Source organism: uncultured Sphingobacterium sp. (assembly GCF_964277905.1).
GTDB lineage: Bacteria > Bacteroidota > Bacteroidia > Sphingobacteriales > Sphingobacteriaceae > Sphingobacterium > Sphingobacterium siyangense.
Map to the genome: position 1 here is coordinate 358,554 of NZ_CAXYKD010000024.1, position 17,312 is coordinate 375,865.

The following is a 17,312-nucleotide window of genomic DNA, read 5'->3' on the forward strand; positions in this document are numbered from 1 at the left end:
ATAATGAGTTTAAAAATCGAAATTATAATCATTTTAAAAGGTTAAATAATGCTAAGTTTAAAATTAGTATAGCCAAATGGACCTTAATTAGTAGGTTTGTATTATGGCAAATGGTATCTTATATTTAATTCCTGTTCCATTGAGTGATGACGCAGCTTTCCAATCGTTTACTGCATATTTAGTGGAAACAATCAATTCATTGGACGAGTATATTGTAGAAAATGAAAAAACGGCTCGTAAGTTTTTAAAACTTGCAGGTTTAAAGATTCCGCAGAGCGAACTAAAAATTCATGATTATGGAAAACATGCACGGAATAAGGGAAATATAAACGACTTTTTTGGAGGCTTGAAACAGGGCAAAAATGTTGGTTTAATGTCTGAGGCAGGATGTCCTGGTGTTGCTGACCCTGGAGCTTCTATTGTAGCACGGGCACATCAGTTGGGTATTAAAGTGGTTCCTCTTGTTGGACCAAGTTCTATTTTACTAGCGCTTATGGCTTCTGGATTTAGCGGTCAGAAATTTGCTTTTCATGGGTATTTACCTATCGATAAAATTGATCGAGCTAAGGAAATTAAAAACCTCGAACAACAATCAGCACGCGAAAAGCAGACTCAGATTTTTATTGAAACTCCATTTAGAAATAATCAACTTTTGGCTGATCTACTAAAAATATGTAAACCTTCCAGCTTACTCTGTGTTGCGTCAAATGTAACTGCGGCCGATGAAAATATCCAAAGTTTGACGATTGGTGAGTGGAGAAAACGATCGTATGATTATCATAAAAAGCCTACTATTTTTTTACTTTATGCATGATGTTTTTATAGCTCCCCCCTACCCTATCTTCCTTGATGATGTTTAGTTGAGAAGCTAAAAGCTGTTTTTATTCGATTGAATCATGTTTTATTAAAGTAAGTGAGTGGTCACATCTAGTTTTTTAATAAAAATGTAAACTGGCTTATCAATACAGTTTCTGAACAGATTTTGTGAAGTGTAGAGGATGTTTTAATATATAACACAATGAATTACTGTAAATTACTGTTTATTATATTTTTCTTTTCATTAGTTGGATTCGGTAAAGATGTTTCTGCGCAGTCTTCTACGTATGTAATCGTCCATGGAGCTTGGGGTGGTGCTTGGCAGTTTAAAAATACTGCAGTTGAGTTAGCGAAGAAAGGAAATGAGGTTTACCGCCCTACACTAACAGGCTTGGGCGAGCGTTATCATTTAGCAGATACCTCTATTCGATTGCAAACTCACGTTAATGATGTTGTAAATACGATTCTGTTTGAGGATCTTCATGATATTATACTGGTGGGACATAGTTATGGTGGTATGGTAATTACGGCTGTGGCCGACAGTCTTCCGGATAGAATACGTAAATTGGTTTACTTGGATGCTATACTTCCGGAGGATCAACAATCTGTAATAAACTTAATGGGGAAATCTACTGCAGCAAATGGACTGCTAAGATTAGAAAAGGATGGTTATATTTTTCCTTTCTGGGTGAAGGACGTTAAGAAGCTTCCTAGAGATGTCCCCCACCCGCTAAAAACAATGACAGATAAGATTAATTTAAAAAATCCGAAACGACTTAAGATTCCAAGTACATACATTTTGACTTATATGGATGGTACAGCAATTGAGGAGGATGATTTTTACCCGTTTTATAAGAAGGCTAAAACCATGGGTTTTAAAATAATTGAATTTGTTGGAGATCATAATCCACAAATAAAAAAGTTGAAAGAATTAGTAGATTTGTTGGAACAGGAATAATAAATAAGCAATAAATAGTTCAATGACGCAAGAGGAATTAATAAAAGAGTTAAGTAAGCCTGAAGTAATTTATACCGCTATGGGTATTGTGGCTATACGTATTATTGTATGGCTTTTATTTGCAAATACAATTCGAAAGACCTTAAAATTGGTAGCCAAAGAAAATAGATTAATGACGCCTAATCAATCCTGGTTAGTTGCCATTCCGCTGGTTAATATTTATTGGAATTTTCAGGTTGCGTCGCGTCTAAGGGATTCTTTGATCAATGAATTTTATGATCGAAAAATAGCTGTGGAAGAAAATCCTACGTTTAAGAAAGGATCGCTATATGCTTGGATTTACTTGGCCACAAATATTCCACTCCCGCTTTCCATTTCCGGTGTACTGATCATTATGCATTTTGTGACATTGGCTAATTATTGGTTTGAAATTAACGCGAATAGAAGAATTTTAGAAGAACATAATAAATTTAGAGAAAAGGAGGTAATTGTAGACCATGAAAATTAAAGAAGTCATTGATTATTTGGAGCAATTGGCTCCTTTAGATTTGCAAGAGTCTTATGATAATGCTGGGCTTATTGTGGGCGATGCCAATAGAGAGATTACAAAAGTGCTCATTTCTTTGGACTGCACTGAAGCTGTTGTAAAAGAGGCCATTGATAAAGGATGTAATTTAATTATTTCGCATCATCCTATTGTGTTCAAGGGCCTGAAAAAAATTAATGGAAAAAATTATGTGGAGCGTACGGTTATTAAAGCAATTGAACATCAAATTGCATTATATGCCATTCATACAAATCTCGATAATGTTACCGGTGGAGTGAACACGAAAATTGCCGATAAATTGGGATTAGAAAATCAGGCTATACTGGAATCTAAAACGGATGTATTGCGAAAAATGGTCGCTTTTGTACCAAGGAGTCACGTTGAAGATGTCCGACAGGCATTGTTTGATGCGGGCGCAGGTAAAATCGGAAAGCACTATGATCAATGTAGTTTTAATACGGCAGGTTATGGTAGTTTTAGACCTTTAAAAGGGGCCGGTCCTACCATTGGAGAGATTGATGTTCAAGAGCGTGTAGAGGAAACACGGATTGAGGTTATCTACCTGAAATCTAATGAAAGAAAGTTACTTTTAGCACTCTATGAAGCTCATCCCTACGAGGAAGTAGCTTATGATTTGTTTGATATTCAAAATACGGCTACCGAAATTGGTGCTGGAATGATTGGAAATTTGGCTGAACCAATGGCTGAATTGGAATTTTTAGCTTATCTTAAGGACAAACTGAGGTTGAATGTCATTCGTCATACAGCCTTATTAGATAAAAAAGTTAGTCGTGTAGCAGTCTGTGGTGGCTCGGGTGGATTTTTACTTGGTGCAGCCAAACGTTCTGGTGCTGATTTTTTTGTTACAGCAGACTATAAATATCATGAATTTTTTGATGCTGAAGGTGAAATAGTGATTGCAGATACGGGACATTTTGAGAGCGAACAATTTACGCAAGAATTATTGTACGACATTATTACGAAAAAATTTCCTAACTTTGCAACCTTAACAACAGAAATAGATACAAATCCTATAAAATACTACAGTTGATGGAACAAACCGTAGAACAAAAATTGAAAGCATTATGGCTTTTACAAGCCATACATACTAAAATAGACAAGATTCGCCAAGTTCGTGGTGAATTGCCTATGGAAGTTGCAGATCTTGAAGATGAGATTGCGGGTTTAGAAACTCGTATTGAGAAGATCAGAATAGACTTAGACGATTTAGAAGATTCGATCGTTAAGCGTAAAAACATGATTAAGGATGCCCAAGCTGCTATCAAAAAATATGAGTCGCAGTTAAATGAGGTAAAAAATAATCGTGAATACGACGCTATTTCGAAAGAAATCGAAATTCAAGGTCTTGAAATTCAGGTTTGTGAAAAAAGAATTAAAGAAGCAGAATTCGAAATTCGCAACAAGACAGAAAACTACGATACTACTGTAGGTAATCTTGAGTATAGCAAAAACGAGCTTGAGGGAAAAAAGAAAGAATTGGAAACAATTACTTCTGAAACTCAAAAGGAAGAAGATGCATTATTGGCTAAAGCTGCTGAGGCTGAAGCTAATATCGAAGAACGTTTGGTAAAGGTATATTACCGTTTACGTAACTCGTTCAAAAACGGACTTGCTGTTGTTTCGATTGATCGTGATAGCTGTTCAGGATGTCATAATAAGATTCCTGCTCAAATGCAATCAGAAATACGTCAACGCAAAAAAATCATCATTTGTGAACACTGTGGTCGCGTTTTGGTCGATGAAGGAATTGTGTTAGAAATCGAACAAGAGTACGGTTTCTAATCTTCAAAAGATAAAGGAAAGTCCTGCTGGAAAGCAGGACTTTTTTTTTATCATATTTTTTATGCAACTTTGTTGATATACTAACTAGGTCCACTTTACAAAAGTGTAGTTTTGTGTGTGGTAAATTTAACCTTTAAACGTTTATGAATAAAACTCATTTCAAGTTATTTGCTGCCTTTTTGCTCGGGACATCCTTTCTGCAAACAAAAGCGCAAGAAACCCTATTGCTTCGAAATCCAAGTATCAGCGCCAATAATATCGCTTTTGTCTATGGTGGAGACATTTGGATTGCCGACAAAAACGGAGCAAATCCGAGACGCCTTACAACAAATCCAGGGGTGGAACAGAATCCAATGTTTTCTCCAGACGGCAAGAAAGTAGCATTCACAGGCAATTATGACGGAAATACAGACGTATATGTAATCCCTGTAACGGGTGGAGAGCCAAAACGTATCACTTATCATCCCTCGTCGGATGTATTGCGCGGATGGCTCAATAATGATGAAGTATATTATACTACATCTCGTGATTTCACCTATGCTTTAAGTCCACGATTATACAGTTCCAATATTCAAATGTCGGGAATGGACAAGGCGCTCATTATGCCTGAGGCTACTCAAGGAAGCCCTTCTGCCGATGGTCGTTATTGGGCTTACATCAAGAATACTGACCCTACTGAAAGAGATCGAGTAGCCTTTAAGCGTTACCGGGGTGGTGGTATGCCAACCATTTGGATCTTTGACACCAAAACAAAAGAAATCGAGACTATTCCGAATGTTAAAAGTAATGATGTTAAGCCATTATGGTTGGGAACGAAGGTTTATTTCCTATCTGACCGCGATAAAATTGTCAATATTTTTAGCTACGATACCAAAACTAAAAAGGTTGAAAAACTAACAGATTTCAAAGATTATGATGTACGTTCCTTGAATGGTAATGGTAACGACTTGATTTTTGAATATGCTGGAGTATTGAATACACTGAATCTAAACGGAAATAAAATTACTCCTTTGCACATCACTGTGAATACAGATGTCATGTACAAAAGACCTTATTATAAAGATATTAAGGACGATATACGTTATGCTACATTATCTCCTACAGGTCAGCGAGCGTTATTTGAAGCACGTGGGGAGATCTTTACGGTACCAAAGGAAAAAGGAGAAGCTCGAAATTTATCTAATTCACCAGGTTCACATGAACGTTTTCCAGATTGGTCTCCTAATGGTAAATGGGTTTCATATATCTCAGATAAAAATGGATCCTATCAGTTGGTACTGATGGATCAGTTCGGAAAAGATCAGCCATTGTACTTTAATTTAGGGGAAACCAATTTCTATTTTGAACCGACTTGGTCGCCAGATTCAAAGAAGCTTTTTTACAATGATGCGCATCTTAATCTGTACTATATTGATATTGCTTCCAAGGCTGTTGTCAAAGTCGCCGATGACAAATTAAGTGGTCAGACCGGGCGTGTATCCAATCATTTCCAACCAAGTTGGTCTCCAGATTCAAAATGGATATCCTTTATACGTACACTGGAAAACGGTGCACCTGCTGTGTTCATGTATAACTTAGATACAAAGAAAACTCAGCAAATTACGGATGGTATGAGCTCTGCCCGCAGTACTGCATTTTCGCAAGATGGTAAATATTTATTTTTCACGGCGAGTACAAATACAGGTTTAACAAATTCTGGTTTACATATGTCCGCTGTACAGCGTAACGTAGATTATGCAGTCTATGCTTTTATCCTGTCGAGCAAAACACCATCATTCTTTAAAAACGATAGTGATGATGAGCAAATCCGTGAAGATAAAGCTGATAAAAAGGAAGAGGGAGAGAATAATAAAAAAGAACGTGTAAAAGAGAATGATAAAAAAGCCCCTAAAAAGGATAAGAAGGAAGAGTCAGTTGCAAGCAAGCCGGTTGACAAATCTATTCAGGTAGACTTTGATCGTATAGAGAATCGAATTGTTGCCCTCCCTTTGCCAGCCGGTCCTTACTGGAATTTAAATGGTTTGGTTCCGAATCAATTGACTTATCAACGTGGTGGAACAATCGGTGCATATGATTTTAAGGATCTTGAAAATAAAACCTTAGTGGAGAATGCACGTAGTTTTGTTATTAGTGCTGATGGTAAAAAAATGTTATATCAAACGGGAAATGGATTCAATATTGTAACAGCTGGGCAAAAAGTAGCCTCTCCTACTGCAGGAGAAGTCAAGTTAGGTGGAATTCAGCAATTGGTGGATCCCGCAGCCGAATGGAAACAGGTCTTCAATGAAGTTTGGTCAATGCAAAAAGACTATTTCTATGTAGAAAATATGCATGGTGCAGACTGGAAAGCGATGAAAACCAAATATGAAAAATTCTTACCTTTTGTAAACCATCGTTCTGATCTTGGTTATTTATTGAACGAAATGATGGGAGAAATGGTCGTGGGACACAATTATATCTATCCAGGAGATCAACCTTCTACGCCATCAGTTTCAGTTGGTGTGTTGGGAGCAGATTATACGCTAAAGAATGGTTATTATCAGATCGCCAAATTGTTTACCCGTCTTGAATGGAATCCATCGTTCAAAGCCCCATTGGCTGAACCGGGATTAAACATAAAAGAAGGAGACTATATTGTTGCTGTTAATGGTACTGAATTGACTGAGGATAAGGATATTTATAGTCTATTCGACAACACTGTTGGTAAACAAGTTACGTTGAAGGTCAATTCAAAACCTTCGTTGGTAGGCGCACGAGAAGTAATCGTTAAACCGATCTCGTTTAGTGATGAAATGAACTTGCGTAACATGGAATGGGTCGAAAGGAACCGTAAAAAAGTAAATGAATTGAGCAATGGGCAAATAGCTTATGTGTACATGCCGAATACCGGTCCTGAAGGGTATACCTATTTCAATCGGTATTACTTCGCTCAGATGGATAAAAAGGCTCTTCTAATGGACGAAAGGAACAACGGTGGTGGCTGGGTTGCCGATTACGTGATTGATCTCTTATCTCGCGAGTTAATCGCCGGCTGGGGAATTCGTGATGGAAAAGGATTTACGACTCCGGGAAATGGTATTTATGGACCAAAAGCCATGATTATTAATGAAAATGCAGGCTCAGGTGGGGATATGATGCCTTATATGTTCCGTTTTAAAGGACTTGGTAAATTGGTCGGTCGTACAACAATGGGGATTTTGGTTGGCATAAGCGGTTACCCTCCTTTGTTGGATGGAGGCCGTATTACTTCACCAAACTTTGGTGTCTATGACCTAAAAGGAAATTGGATTATCGAAAATGAAGGGGTCGCTCCTGATGTATTTATCGAACAATTGCCTAAAGATCTTTTGGAAGGCCGAGATCCACAGCTTGAAAGAACGGTGAAGATATTGTTGGAAGAAATGAAAACATATCCGTATAAAAATCTGCAGAAACCTGCAGATCCAATTCGAGTAAATTAGGATAATCTACATCAAAAAAAAGGCTTTGGATTTTTCCAAAGCCTTTTTTTTGATCATATATGCTGTGTCAAATGTATTCATATTCGGGATGATCGAATACCTCTGTTGGAGTTTTTCTGTATTTGGATGATATCGCGCGTTGCCATTCGGCTAGTACAAACTAGACGGCAGAATTTGAATGAATGCGACAATTTTAATAAATCTTGCTTTTATTACTATCTTTAACTGATATTTAATAGCTATGTTTCCTGAACAAACACCCCATCCGTTTCAATCTTTGTTACGATTGATCTTAATGGTTATCGGTTTTACCATTCTTTCGCAGATTATTGCTATTCTGATTATTGCAAGTTATTATACATATACTAGGCAGGTCTTCTCATTGGAATCCTTAATGAATGGATCGGCCAATGAGATGCGCTTTATGTTGTTAATGAGCAGCTTGGGATCTTTTGTTGTGCCAGCTTATCTGATGAATACACGCGAAGGATATGGCATTACTTATTTTAAACTGAAAAAATGGCCTAACGGAATGCAATTTGGCTATATATTTTTGGCAATGCTTTCTTTTATGCCTTTGATGAGTCTGATCGGTCACTGGAATGAATCCTTACAATTGCCCGATAGTATGCAATCGTTGCAGCGTTGGATGGAGCGTAGCGAAAAGGAATCGGGTGATTTAATTAAGGGCATAATTATGGAGTCGAGTATATCCGGCTTTTTGTACAATATTGTTGTACTGGCCTTAATTCCGGCCATAGGTGAAGAATTGTTGTTTCGTGGTATTTTGCAAAAAATAATAGGAAGATGGTTGAGCAATCAGCATGTGGTTATATGGCTCGTTGCTATTATCTTCAGTGCAATACACCTGCAATTTTTTGGTTTTGTTCCCCGCATGTTATTGGGGGCTTTTTTTGGCTATCTTTATGTATGGAGCAAGAACATCATATTGCCCATCTTTGGGCACTTTGTCAATAATGCCGGAGCCACAATTGGAGCATTTTATTACGTAAGACAGGGAAAGAGTTATGATGAACTCAATGCATTTGAGTTACAATCTTGGTGGATATATCTTGTAGCCTTCATTTTTACTCTTATTTTTGTATTCTTATTTTATCGATCAACGCAAAAAGAAAACAATGGAGAACGATTGGAAAAAAATTAAAACATATACAAATGCTATTCAAGCCGAGATAGTCAAACAAATGTTGGAAGAGAATGGTATTCCGGCTGTCGCGTTGAATAAACAAGATTCTTCTTATCTGTTTGGAAAAATTGAACTTTATGTCAGCGAAGGATCTATCGAAGCAGCCGAAAGGTTAATTGAGGAATCGGAAGGGGATTTTAGTTTATGAAAACAAGAGCAATAACCGGAGTAATCTTTGTGGCTGTTATGATCGCGGCTACTCTTTTGGGAGCTTATGTTTATTCCATCTTTTTTACCTTGCTAAGTACATGGTGTCTTTATGAATTCTATGGAATAGTTTCATCCGAAGAACGCGCTCCAAATAAAGTGATTGGTATCGCCCTGGCCTTGGTACTGTTTGTTTTGGGATCCTTAATTTCGATGGATCTGCTTGCGGTAAAATTTTTAGCACTGATTATTCCGTTTATAAGTACGACTTATATTATTTCACTGTTTCAGAAGAGAGCTTTTCCTTTTAATGATATTGCCTATACTTTTTTGGGAATAGCTTATGTTACATTACCTTTTTTCCTATTTTCCAAATTAGGGTTTATGCAAGGTGCTTTTAACTATGTCCTGCCCTTAGGTTTTTTGATCTTATTGTGGACAAACGATACAGGGGCATATCTCGCTGGACGAAGCTTCGGGAAACGTAAACTATTCGAACGAATCTCACCAAAGAAAACATGGGAAGGTTTTTTCGGTGGATTGATTTTGGCAATTGTTGCTGCAGTGAATCTAGAGAAGTATTTTGGTTATCTACCACTCTGGCAATGGGTAAGTATAGCGGCTATTATCAGTATTGTTGGAACATTGGGAGACTTAGTTGAGTCGATGTTAAAGCGCAGCTTGCACGTAAAAGATTCCGGAAATATATTGCCCGGACATGGTGGTTTTTTAGATAGATTTGATGGGCTGCTATTAGCGGCACCTATGGTCTATGTTTTCTTAATTTTAATCAATTGATTGTATTATGAGTCACATTCAAAAATCTACATTTGATTTTTTAACGGAATTGAAAGCCAATAATTCTCGGGAATGGTTTGCCGATAACAGAGCTCAATATGAAGCTGCATTGGCTGATGTGAGAAGTTTTTTGACAGATTTAATTGCCGCTTTGAGCGAGTTTGACCCTAAAATCAATACTTCCATACAGGCAAGTAAGTGTTTGTTTCGTATTTACCGTGATACACGCTTTTCAAATGATAAAACACCTTATAAAAGTTGGTTTGGGGCAGGAATTTCAGTTGATGGAAGAAAGTTGCAGGGACCAGAGTACTATATTCATATTGGAGCAGAAAATTCATTTATTGCCTGTGGATATTGGCGTCCAGAAAAGCAACATTTAGAGGCAATAAGACAAGAAATTGATTACAGTGGCAATAAATTGGATGAAATTTTAAAAACAGTATTGACAGGCGGTAATATTGCACTTTTCAAAGAAGATTTACTGAAGCGTGCACCTGCGGGTTATAGTGAGGATAATCCTTTTATTGACTTTATCAAATTGAAAAGTTTTGTGTTGGATAGATCATTAACTATTAAGGATTTATCTGCAAAAAATGCGTTAGATAATATCGTGGCTTCCTATAAAAGTATGCTTCCTTTTAAAGAGTTTTTACAAGAAGCCATCGATACGGACTAATTATTGCGGTAAGCTGATTTTGCCCATGCAGACAGCGGGCGAATCTTTAATTTGCGCTACATTGGATTTGTTGCCTACCAAAGTTTCATTTGCTAACAAAGCAAAGAGGACGGCCTCTTTTGCGTCTGGATTGATACCTAATGTTGCAAAGCTTTCAACTTTACAGGTAGGTAAGCTCCTTTTGATGTAATCAAACAGCAAAGGATTGTGCAGTCCACCACCACTTATATATACAGCCACATCAGATAGTCCTTCTGACTGCTTTCGGATGCCGTTGACCATCGCAAGAGCCGCAAAGCGATTGAGGGTTGCCATAACGTTTTCATGTGGAATATGAGCTGTTTTCGAACGCTCTTGCACCTTTTCGAGATAAGCCAGATTAAATAGTTCTGGCCCGGTGGTTTTTGGAAAGGGCAGTGTTAGAAATTCTTCGGTTAATAATTGATTCAATAGCGCATCATTTACTTGTCCCTTTTTGGCCATATAGGCATCTCTATCCATCTCCTGATTAAAATTAGCCTTCATGTATTGGTTCATCATTGTATTGCCTGGACCGAGATCTGTTGCATAGGCTTTCAATTTTGTTTGATGGCTTGGGATAAATGTGAAATTAGAAATACCGCCAATATTCAGTAAGAATCGATTCTCTGTTGCATGCGAGAAAAGTAGATAGTCGCCATACGCCGCCAAAGGTGCCCCTTCCCCTCCCGCAGCAACATGTTTCTGTCTAAAGTCAGACAGGGTTATGATGCCGGTATTTACGGCAATATGATCTCCATCGCCGATCTGTAAGGTACTATTGGGCCAGTTGCGGTCTTTGGTCAATGATTGGGGAGCATGGTATACGGTTTGCCCATGGCTGGCTATACAATCAATCTCGCTGCTTGGTATATTCCATTGTTGTAGTGCTGTATTGATTAATTTGGCATGCGTGACTCCAATATAAGCATTGAGTCCCGAAAATAACTGTTGGTCGATATTTCGTTTTGCAAAGACTTCACGGACTCGTGCTCTGAAATCATCCTCATAATCCATTGTAGCAAAATTCTCTAGCTGTATTTTTGTTGTTTTACCTGCATTTTCTATGCGGCATACTGCGATATCAAGTCCATCCAGGGACGTTCCGGACATCAGGCCAATAATACGACGATCTTTCTTTTGTGAAATTTGGTAAAGTCTTTCGATTTGAGGATTCATAGCTTAAAAATAAACACAAAAATGTTATGATGAATATCATTTTTGACAATTAAAGATATTTTGTAACTTCACGGCATTAAAAATCAAAAAATTAAATACAATGAATTTTCCAGCAGAATTGAAATACACCAAAGATCACGAATGGATTCGTGTTGAAGGTGATGAAGCAGTTGTAGGGATTACCGATTTCGCTCAACGTGAATTGGGTGACATCGTTTTTGTTGACATAAACACTGTAGGTGAGGAAGTTGCCGCTAATGAAGTTTTCGGTACAATTGAAGCTGTAAAAACAGTTTCTGATCTATTTTTACCTGTATCAGCTACGATTTTATCGGTTAATGAAGCTATTGATGCATCTCCTGAATTGGTCAATTCTGATCCTTATGGTGAAGGTTGGATTGTTCGTATTAAATTGAACAATGTTGCTGATGTAGATGCTTTGTTATCTGCTGATCAATACAAAGAAGAGATCAACGCATAAATTTGATATATAACAAAAAAATAGGGGCCTTTTGGCCCCTATTTTTTTATTATAGTCGTTTATTGACTTTTTAATGTGGTCTTTATTTTTGCTTCAGGCATATCCACTGCACTTGTCATTTCTGTTATCTTGGTAAGGCAGGTTTTTTTATCCAGGACATAGAACCCCTGTACGTTGCCTACCTGATTTGCATCCGGGCCGAACATTTTTCCTTCAACATTTACTTTGTAGCCAAGTTCATTTGCTTCTATTAAAGTCATTGTGCTCTCCACCGAAATGCCTGAATCATCCGATTCCGTTTTGGATGTCCATGAATCACCGATTTTAACAGGCTGTTCAGGTAATACTGTACTTATATTTTCGAACATACTTTTATCAAATGGCATGTTAATACCCTCAGGTAACTTGATGTCAGAAGATTTGCCAAGTTGATCAACATTAAAGCTAATGCTATTTTCTAGCAATTTGCCTAAGGTAGCATGCATCTGTTTGGAAAACTCATTGGCTTCGGGGTTTTTCGAGTCGTAGGACATGTCCATTCCCGCCATATTCATTTTCATGTTTATTCCGGTATATTTAAGGTCAAACGCGAAGATATTGTCTTTTTTCGTTGTATTGGTGATATCAAAGCCCATATTAAGGTCTGTAACCATTTTTTGGCCAGCAGCGTCAATATCCATTGTCATTACAAGGTTTTGCGATATTTTTTTCCCCGAATCGGGATTTACACGTAGTGTGTATTTCTTTTGTGCGGAAGCAGATATCACTAGAAATACAAATACGGCCATTAAAGAGGCAATTCTTAATTTTTTCATATATGGAATTTTAATTTTTTTAATAAGCAACAATCGGCCAGCTTAAATATAAAAAAAAATCCCTTTTACAGGGTAAAAGGGATTTTAATTTTTTAAGAATGTAATTCGTATTACTTCTTGATATAAGATACTTCTTTCACAGCTTTAACAACTTTCTCAACGCTAGGTAAAGCAGCTTCGATCAATGTTGGAGCATAAGGAAGAGGTACATCTGCACAATTTACGCGGATAACAGGGGCATCTAAATAATCAAATGCGTTACGTTGTACATTGAATGCTAAATCCGTCGAAATAGACGCCAATGGCCATGCTTCTTCCACGATTACTAAACGGTTTGTTTTCTTAACAGACGCGATGATTGTAGGGTAATCGATAGGACGTACCGAACGCAAGTCAATTAATTCAACGCTGATACCTTCTTTTTTCAATTCTTCAACTGCAGGAATGACAACGCGAGGAAGCATTTTACCAAAAGACACAACAGTTACATCTGTACCTTCTTGGATAATATTAGCTTTTCCGATTTCCAAGTAATATTCTTCTTCAGGAACTTGTCCTTTATCACCATACATTACCTCAGATTCCATGAAGATAACAGGATCTGGATCGATAATAGCTGATTTCAATAAACCTTTAGCTTCATATGGGTTCGAAGGAACCACAACTTTTAAACCTGGTGTATTTGCAAACCAGTTCTCAAAGTTTTGAGAGTGTTGTGCTGCAAGCTGACCCGCATTTCCTGTAGGACCGCGGAAGACCATCGGAATAGAGAACTGTCCACCACTCATAGAGTGAATTTTAGCTGCCGCATTGATTACTTGGTCAATTGCAACAAGTGAGAAGTTGAATGTCATGAATTCAACAATTGGCTTCAAACCATTCATTGCAGCACCAACAGCAATACCAGCAAAACCAAGTTCCGCAATAGGTGTATCAATGATACGCTTTGCACCGAATTCATCAAGCATACCCTGACTTACTTTGTAAGCTCCGTTATACTCAGCAACTTCTTCTCCTAATAAAAATATTTTGTCGTCTTTACGCATTTCTTCGTTCATTGCTTCACGAAGTGCTTCTCTGAATTGTATTTCTCTCATCAGTTGTAAAATAGTGTCAATTTTTAGATTACAAATCTACTATTTAAAATTGATATTTTGAAGATTTGAACCCGCTAATTCTATAGTTTTATGTCATTTTTTAATAAGTAAATGACTTTTGTATTAAATTTTTGAATATAAGTTGTTCAGATATTCTAATGTTTTTATAAGTGCCTTATTACTATTCATTATCGCTAACGGAATGTTCCACGTGGCACGGTTCCTTCTTTCCACGTAATTTGAAATACCGCGAATCTCAATCACGGGAATTGTCATCTTATCGGCGGCATAGAAAACCGCAGCCCCTTCCATACTTTCAACAAGGCTATTGGGATGCAGTTTTTTAATTTTTTCGATACTTTCTGTGCTACCATGGACTTTGTTTACGGTAATTCCTTCCCCCTGTTTTAGAAAAGGAAGCCTAAGCTCCTTGTCATTCAGTAAAGACGAGGTAAATGTAGACCTTCCATAGCCCAATTGATCTATTGGAATAAAATTATGACCGTCTTCCGCACCTAGTTCAACAAATGACTCTGAAACGACCTGAATAACCGAGCCTATTTCAATAGTACGATCCAAACATCCTCCTATCCCGACATTAATAAGGAGATCATATTTTTTTTCGTGTAGCATTCTTCCCAGCTCAAAGCCTGTGGCGACCATGCCTACACCAGTTACTAGGGTATCGCATTGATCGTAATTTGATACCACTTCCAGAAAAGGCTGCAATTCAAATGAAGTAGCCGCAATAATTAATATTTGCATGACGAGCTCGTTTTGGATTGAAAATTACAAATTATCTTGCAAGCGCATCTCTTTTTAGCATAAAAATATCATGCTTGCAATGAGTCCTGCTTAGAAACCCGAGCTTGATGTTAATAGGGCTAACTGCTTTTTGCTATGATCTCCTCTTTTATAATGCTGTACGAACTGTTTAGTTTTTGTCCCGATGCTATTGGAAACAATGCTAATCGATCGATATAATCGCTTGAATTAGTTTAGATTTTATATATCCTTAGTTTAGATTTTAGTTAGGGTTACTTTAGGTAGAGGCTATATAAAACCTAAACTAACCCTAACTAAACCCTAACTAAACCCTAACTAAAGGTAGAAGAAAATAGGCCTTAAAAATCAGCATTCGTTGTCGTTCTTTTTAAACAGGGAGTGTTTACACTCCGCGACAAAATTTTATATCAAATTATTCTTGAAAGCGGGTTATGAGTAAGGATAAAGTGCTTAGATTTTTGCCTGTTTGTTCAATAAGCTAGAAAGCACTTCATTATATTACTATATTCTGACGGCATTCCTTAAATTGAGATGTTTTAATTGCACTTAAAGCCTTATCTTTGTATCATTATGGTATTTATAACTCGTCGTGAACGTTTCTGTGCTGCGCACAAGCTCTATCGTGAAGACTGGAGTAAGGAGCAGAATGAACAGGTATTTGGTCTTTGCTCCAATCCAAATTGGCATGGACATAATTATGATCTTTATGTAACAGTTAAAGGAAAAGTCAACCCGGAGACTGGTTTTTTGATCGATTTAAAGATCATGAAAGAAATAATCAATCGTAGTATCATAGACAAAGTCGATCACCGTAATTTCAATTTAGATGTTGATTTTATGAAAGGAGTCATGGCTTCTACGGAAAATATCGCAATCGAAATATTTAAGATCTTAAAACCGCTGTTTGACGAACAGGGTGTGATCTTGCATAGTGTCCGTTTGCATGAAACAGAAAATAATTACGTCGAATATTTTGGCGATTAATCTTTAATACATTTAAATAGTAGAAACTATGAGTCAACACTCATTTGACAACGAAGAGTTGGATGGATATATTAAGATCGACAAATACAATACTGAAAAGGTAGATCGCATCGCTGCTCATTATACAGATATATTGGAATGTCTGGGGGAAGATCCAAAACGCGAAGGTTTAGTGAAAACACCAGAACGTGTTGCAAAGGCACTGCAATTTCTGACACATGGCTATGATATCGATGCTGCGGAGGTATTACGTGGTGCTATGTTTGAGGAAGACTATAGTCAAATGGTCGTCGTTAAGGATATTGAAGTATATTCTCTTTGTGAGCACCATATGTTGCCTTTCTTTGGTAAAGCCCATATTGCATATATTCCAAATGGCCATATTGTAGGTTTAAGCAAGATACCACGTGTCGTTGATATTTTTGCGCGTCGTCTGCAGGTTCAGGAACGTCTCACCAATGAGATCAGAGATTGTATTCAAGAAACTTTAGGCGCTCGTGGAGTAGCTGTGGTTATGGAATGCAAGCACATGTGTATGGCGATGCGTGGAGTTCAGAAACAGAATTCCGTAACGACTACCTCTGCATTTACTGGAGCATTCCAAAATGATGTGACAAGATCCGAATTTTTACGCTTGATCACTGCTGATCTTGCTTAGTATATTTGTTGTTTAATAATAAAAAAAGTCCCCCTAAAAGATCATCTTTTAGGGGGACTTTTTTTTGATGAAATTTGGAAACAAAATAGAAAATCTAAAAATGGCAATATGGCTTTTTTATGCATCTGACGCGATTTCCGAAAAATGCTCTTTACAAAAGGATAATTGTATTTCGCTGGTATTCAGCTTTTTGTAAAAAAAAGTTTTTATCATAAAAATGTTTTTTGGTACCTTTGTGGTTATGGAAATTGTTGCCGACGATTTAGAGTCCTATTTGGAACATACTACAGACGAGGAAAATTCGTTACTGAAAAGGGTAAATCGGGAGACATATTTGAAGGAAACAATGCCCCATATGTTATCTGGACACTACCAGGGAAGAGTTCTTTCTTTATTGAGTAAATTGGTTGCTCCGAAACGTATCTTGGAGATAGGAACGTTTACGGGATACGCAACGTTGTGTCTCGCAGAAGGGCTGCAGGAAGATGGGATATTACATACTATCGATATCAATGCAGAGCAACAAGAACGCGTCCAAGGTTATTTTGACGAATCGGCATTTGCTGATAAAATCAACTATCATATTGGAGATGCAGCGGTAATACTACCTACATTAGATGAAACATTTGATCTGGTATTTATCGACGCGGACAAAAAGAGAAATTTATATTATTTCGAAACGATAATAAATCAAGTTCCGTCTGGGGGACTTATTTTGATTGACAATGTCTTATGGAAAGGTAAGGTGTTAGATTCAAAACCAGACAACCAAACAAAGCAGATCATTGATTTGAATGCACGTTTAGCTCAGGACAAGCGCGTAGAAAAGGTGATATTACCAATTCGAGACGGACTTTTTGTATTACGCAAAAGGTAAT

The 17,312-nt window shown here is 37.3% G+C and carries 18 protein-coding genes; 14 read left to right on the top strand and 4 right to left on the bottom strand.

Translation table 11 applies throughout. The features are described from left to right. Positions 1 to 103 precede the first annotated feature (103 nt). The 10 genes from ACHWSC_RS11460 to ACHWSC_RS11505 all read left to right on the top strand — a co-directional run bounded on the left by ACHWSC_RS11460 (position 104) and on the right by ACHWSC_RS11505 (position 10,416). Positions 104 to 814, top strand: coding sequence for an SAM-dependent methyltransferase (locus ACHWSC_RS11460; RefSeq protein ID WP_394676856.1), 711 nt, complete (start codon positions 104 to 106; stop codon positions 812 to 814). Positions 815 to 1,018: 204 nt separating this feature from the next. Next, positions 1,019 to 1,774 (top strand): alpha/beta fold hydrolase, encoded by a 756-nt coding sequence (locus tag ACHWSC_RS11465; RefSeq protein WP_394676857.1) that lies wholly within the window; start codon positions 1,019 to 1,021, stop codon positions 1,772 to 1,774. Between the two features lie 22 nt (positions 1,775 to 1,796). Next, positions 1,797 to 2,282, top strand: coding sequence for a hypothetical protein (locus ACHWSC_RS11470; RefSeq protein ID WP_205400232.1), 486 nt, complete (start codon positions 1,797 to 1,799; stop codon positions 2,280 to 2,282). Beyond that, on the top strand, positions 2,272 to 3,372 hold the full coding sequence (locus ACHWSC_RS11475; protein WP_394676858.1) for a Nif3-like dinuclear metal center hexameric protein: 1,101 nt from the start codon (positions 2,272 to 2,274) through the stop codon (positions 3,370 to 3,372). Before ACHWSC_RS11470 ends, ACHWSC_RS11475 begins: the two co-directional genes overlap by 11 nt. Next, on the top strand, positions 3,372 to 4,124 hold the full coding sequence (locus ACHWSC_RS11480; protein ID WP_046673181.1) for a zinc ribbon domain-containing protein: 753 nt from the start codon (positions 3,372 to 3,374) through the stop codon (positions 4,122 to 4,124). Before ACHWSC_RS11475 ends, ACHWSC_RS11480 begins: the two co-directional genes overlap by 1 nt. Positions 4,125 to 4,267: 143 nt before the next feature. Continuing rightward, positions 4,268 to 7,585, top strand: a complete 3,318-nt coding sequence (locus ACHWSC_RS11485) for a PDZ domain-containing protein (protein ID WP_394676859.1) — start codon at positions 4,268 to 4,270, stop codon at positions 7,583 to 7,585. Positions 7,586 to 7,826: 241 nt separating this feature from the next. Continuing rightward, positions 7,827 to 8,750, top strand: a complete 924-nt coding sequence (locus ACHWSC_RS11490; RefSeq protein ID WP_120335623.1) for a CPBP family intramembrane glutamic endopeptidase — start codon at positions 7,827 to 7,829, stop codon at positions 8,748 to 8,750. Beyond that, entirely contained in the window at positions 8,725 to 8,940 is a 216-nt protein-coding gene (locus tag ACHWSC_RS11495; protein WP_083663420.1) for a DUF2007 domain-containing protein, read from the top strand. The genes ACHWSC_RS11490 and ACHWSC_RS11495 overlap by 26 nt, the downstream gene beginning before the upstream one ends. Continuing rightward, complete coding sequence (locus ACHWSC_RS11500; protein ID WP_120335622.1) at positions 8,937 to 9,737, top strand: phosphatidate cytidylyltransferase; 801 nt, start codon at positions 8,937 to 8,939, stop codon at positions 9,735 to 9,737. The genes ACHWSC_RS11495 and ACHWSC_RS11500 overlap by 4 nt, the downstream gene beginning before the upstream one ends. 7 nt (positions 9,738 to 9,744) lie before the next feature. Continuing rightward, entirely contained in the window at positions 9,745 to 10,416 is a 672-nt protein-coding gene (locus tag ACHWSC_RS11505; protein WP_120335621.1) for a DUF2461 domain-containing protein, read from the top strand. On the opposite strand, the gene ACHWSC_RS11510 is transcribed toward ACHWSC_RS11505, so the two are convergent. Further along, positions 10,417 to 11,613: an anhydro-N-acetylmuramic acid kinase gene (locus tag ACHWSC_RS11510; RefSeq protein WP_394676860.1), complete on the bottom strand. Its 1,197-nt coding sequence runs from the start codon at positions 11,611 to 11,613 to the stop codon at positions 10,417 to 10,419. 100 nt (positions 11,614 to 11,713) lie between these two features. Here ACHWSC_RS11510 and gcvH point away from each other — a divergent pair, with 100 nt between their 5' ends. After that, positions 11,714 to 12,094 carry a glycine cleavage system protein GcvH gene (gene gcvH, locus ACHWSC_RS11515; RefSeq protein WP_075990412.1) on the top strand — a complete coding sequence of 127 codons (381 nt, stop codon included), beginning with the start codon at positions 11,714 to 11,716 and terminating at the stop codon, positions 12,092 to 12,094. Between the two features lie 59 nt (positions 12,095 to 12,153). Here gcvH and ACHWSC_RS11520 read toward each other — a convergent pair whose 3' ends face one another. From ACHWSC_RS11520 to mqnB, 3 genes are all read right to left on the bottom strand, one after another. Beyond that, on the bottom strand, positions 12,154 to 12,909 hold the full coding sequence (locus ACHWSC_RS11520; protein WP_157625820.1) for a DUF6263 family protein: 756 nt from the start codon (positions 12,907 to 12,909) through the stop codon (positions 12,154 to 12,156). Positions 12,910 to 13,019: 110 nt separating this feature from the next. Continuing rightward, positions 13,020 to 14,006, bottom strand: coding sequence for a pyruvate dehydrogenase complex E1 component subunit beta (locus tag ACHWSC_RS11525; protein ID WP_046673190.1), 987 nt, complete (start codon positions 14,004 to 14,006; stop codon positions 13,020 to 13,022). Positions 14,007 to 14,129: 123 nt separating this feature from the next. Continuing rightward, positions 14,130 to 14,771, bottom strand: coding sequence for a futalosine hydrolase (mqnB, locus tag ACHWSC_RS11530; RefSeq protein WP_120335618.1), 642 nt, complete (start codon positions 14,769 to 14,771; stop codon positions 14,130 to 14,132). 591 nt (positions 14,772 to 15,362) lie between these two features. On the opposite strand from mqnB, the gene ACHWSC_RS11535 reads away from it, so the two are divergent. From ACHWSC_RS11535 to ACHWSC_RS11545, 3 genes are all read left to right on the top strand, one after another. Next, positions 15,363 to 15,776: a 6-carboxytetrahydropterin synthase gene (locus tag ACHWSC_RS11535; protein ID WP_070562714.1), complete on the top strand. Its 414-nt coding sequence runs from the start codon at positions 15,363 to 15,365 to the stop codon at positions 15,774 to 15,776. Between the two features lie 28 nt (positions 15,777 to 15,804). Beyond that, on the top strand, positions 15,805 to 16,434 hold the full coding sequence (gene folE, locus ACHWSC_RS11540; RefSeq protein WP_046673193.1) for a GTP cyclohydrolase I FolE: 630 nt from the start codon (positions 15,805 to 15,807) through the stop codon (positions 16,432 to 16,434). A 241-nt stretch (positions 16,435 to 16,675) separates the two neighbouring features. Further along, a complete protein-coding gene (locus tag ACHWSC_RS11545; protein WP_394676870.1) occupies positions 16,676 to 17,311 on the top strand; it encodes an O-methyltransferase in 636 nt (211 codons plus the stop codon). The last annotated feature ends 1 nt before the right edge of the window (position 17,312 follow it).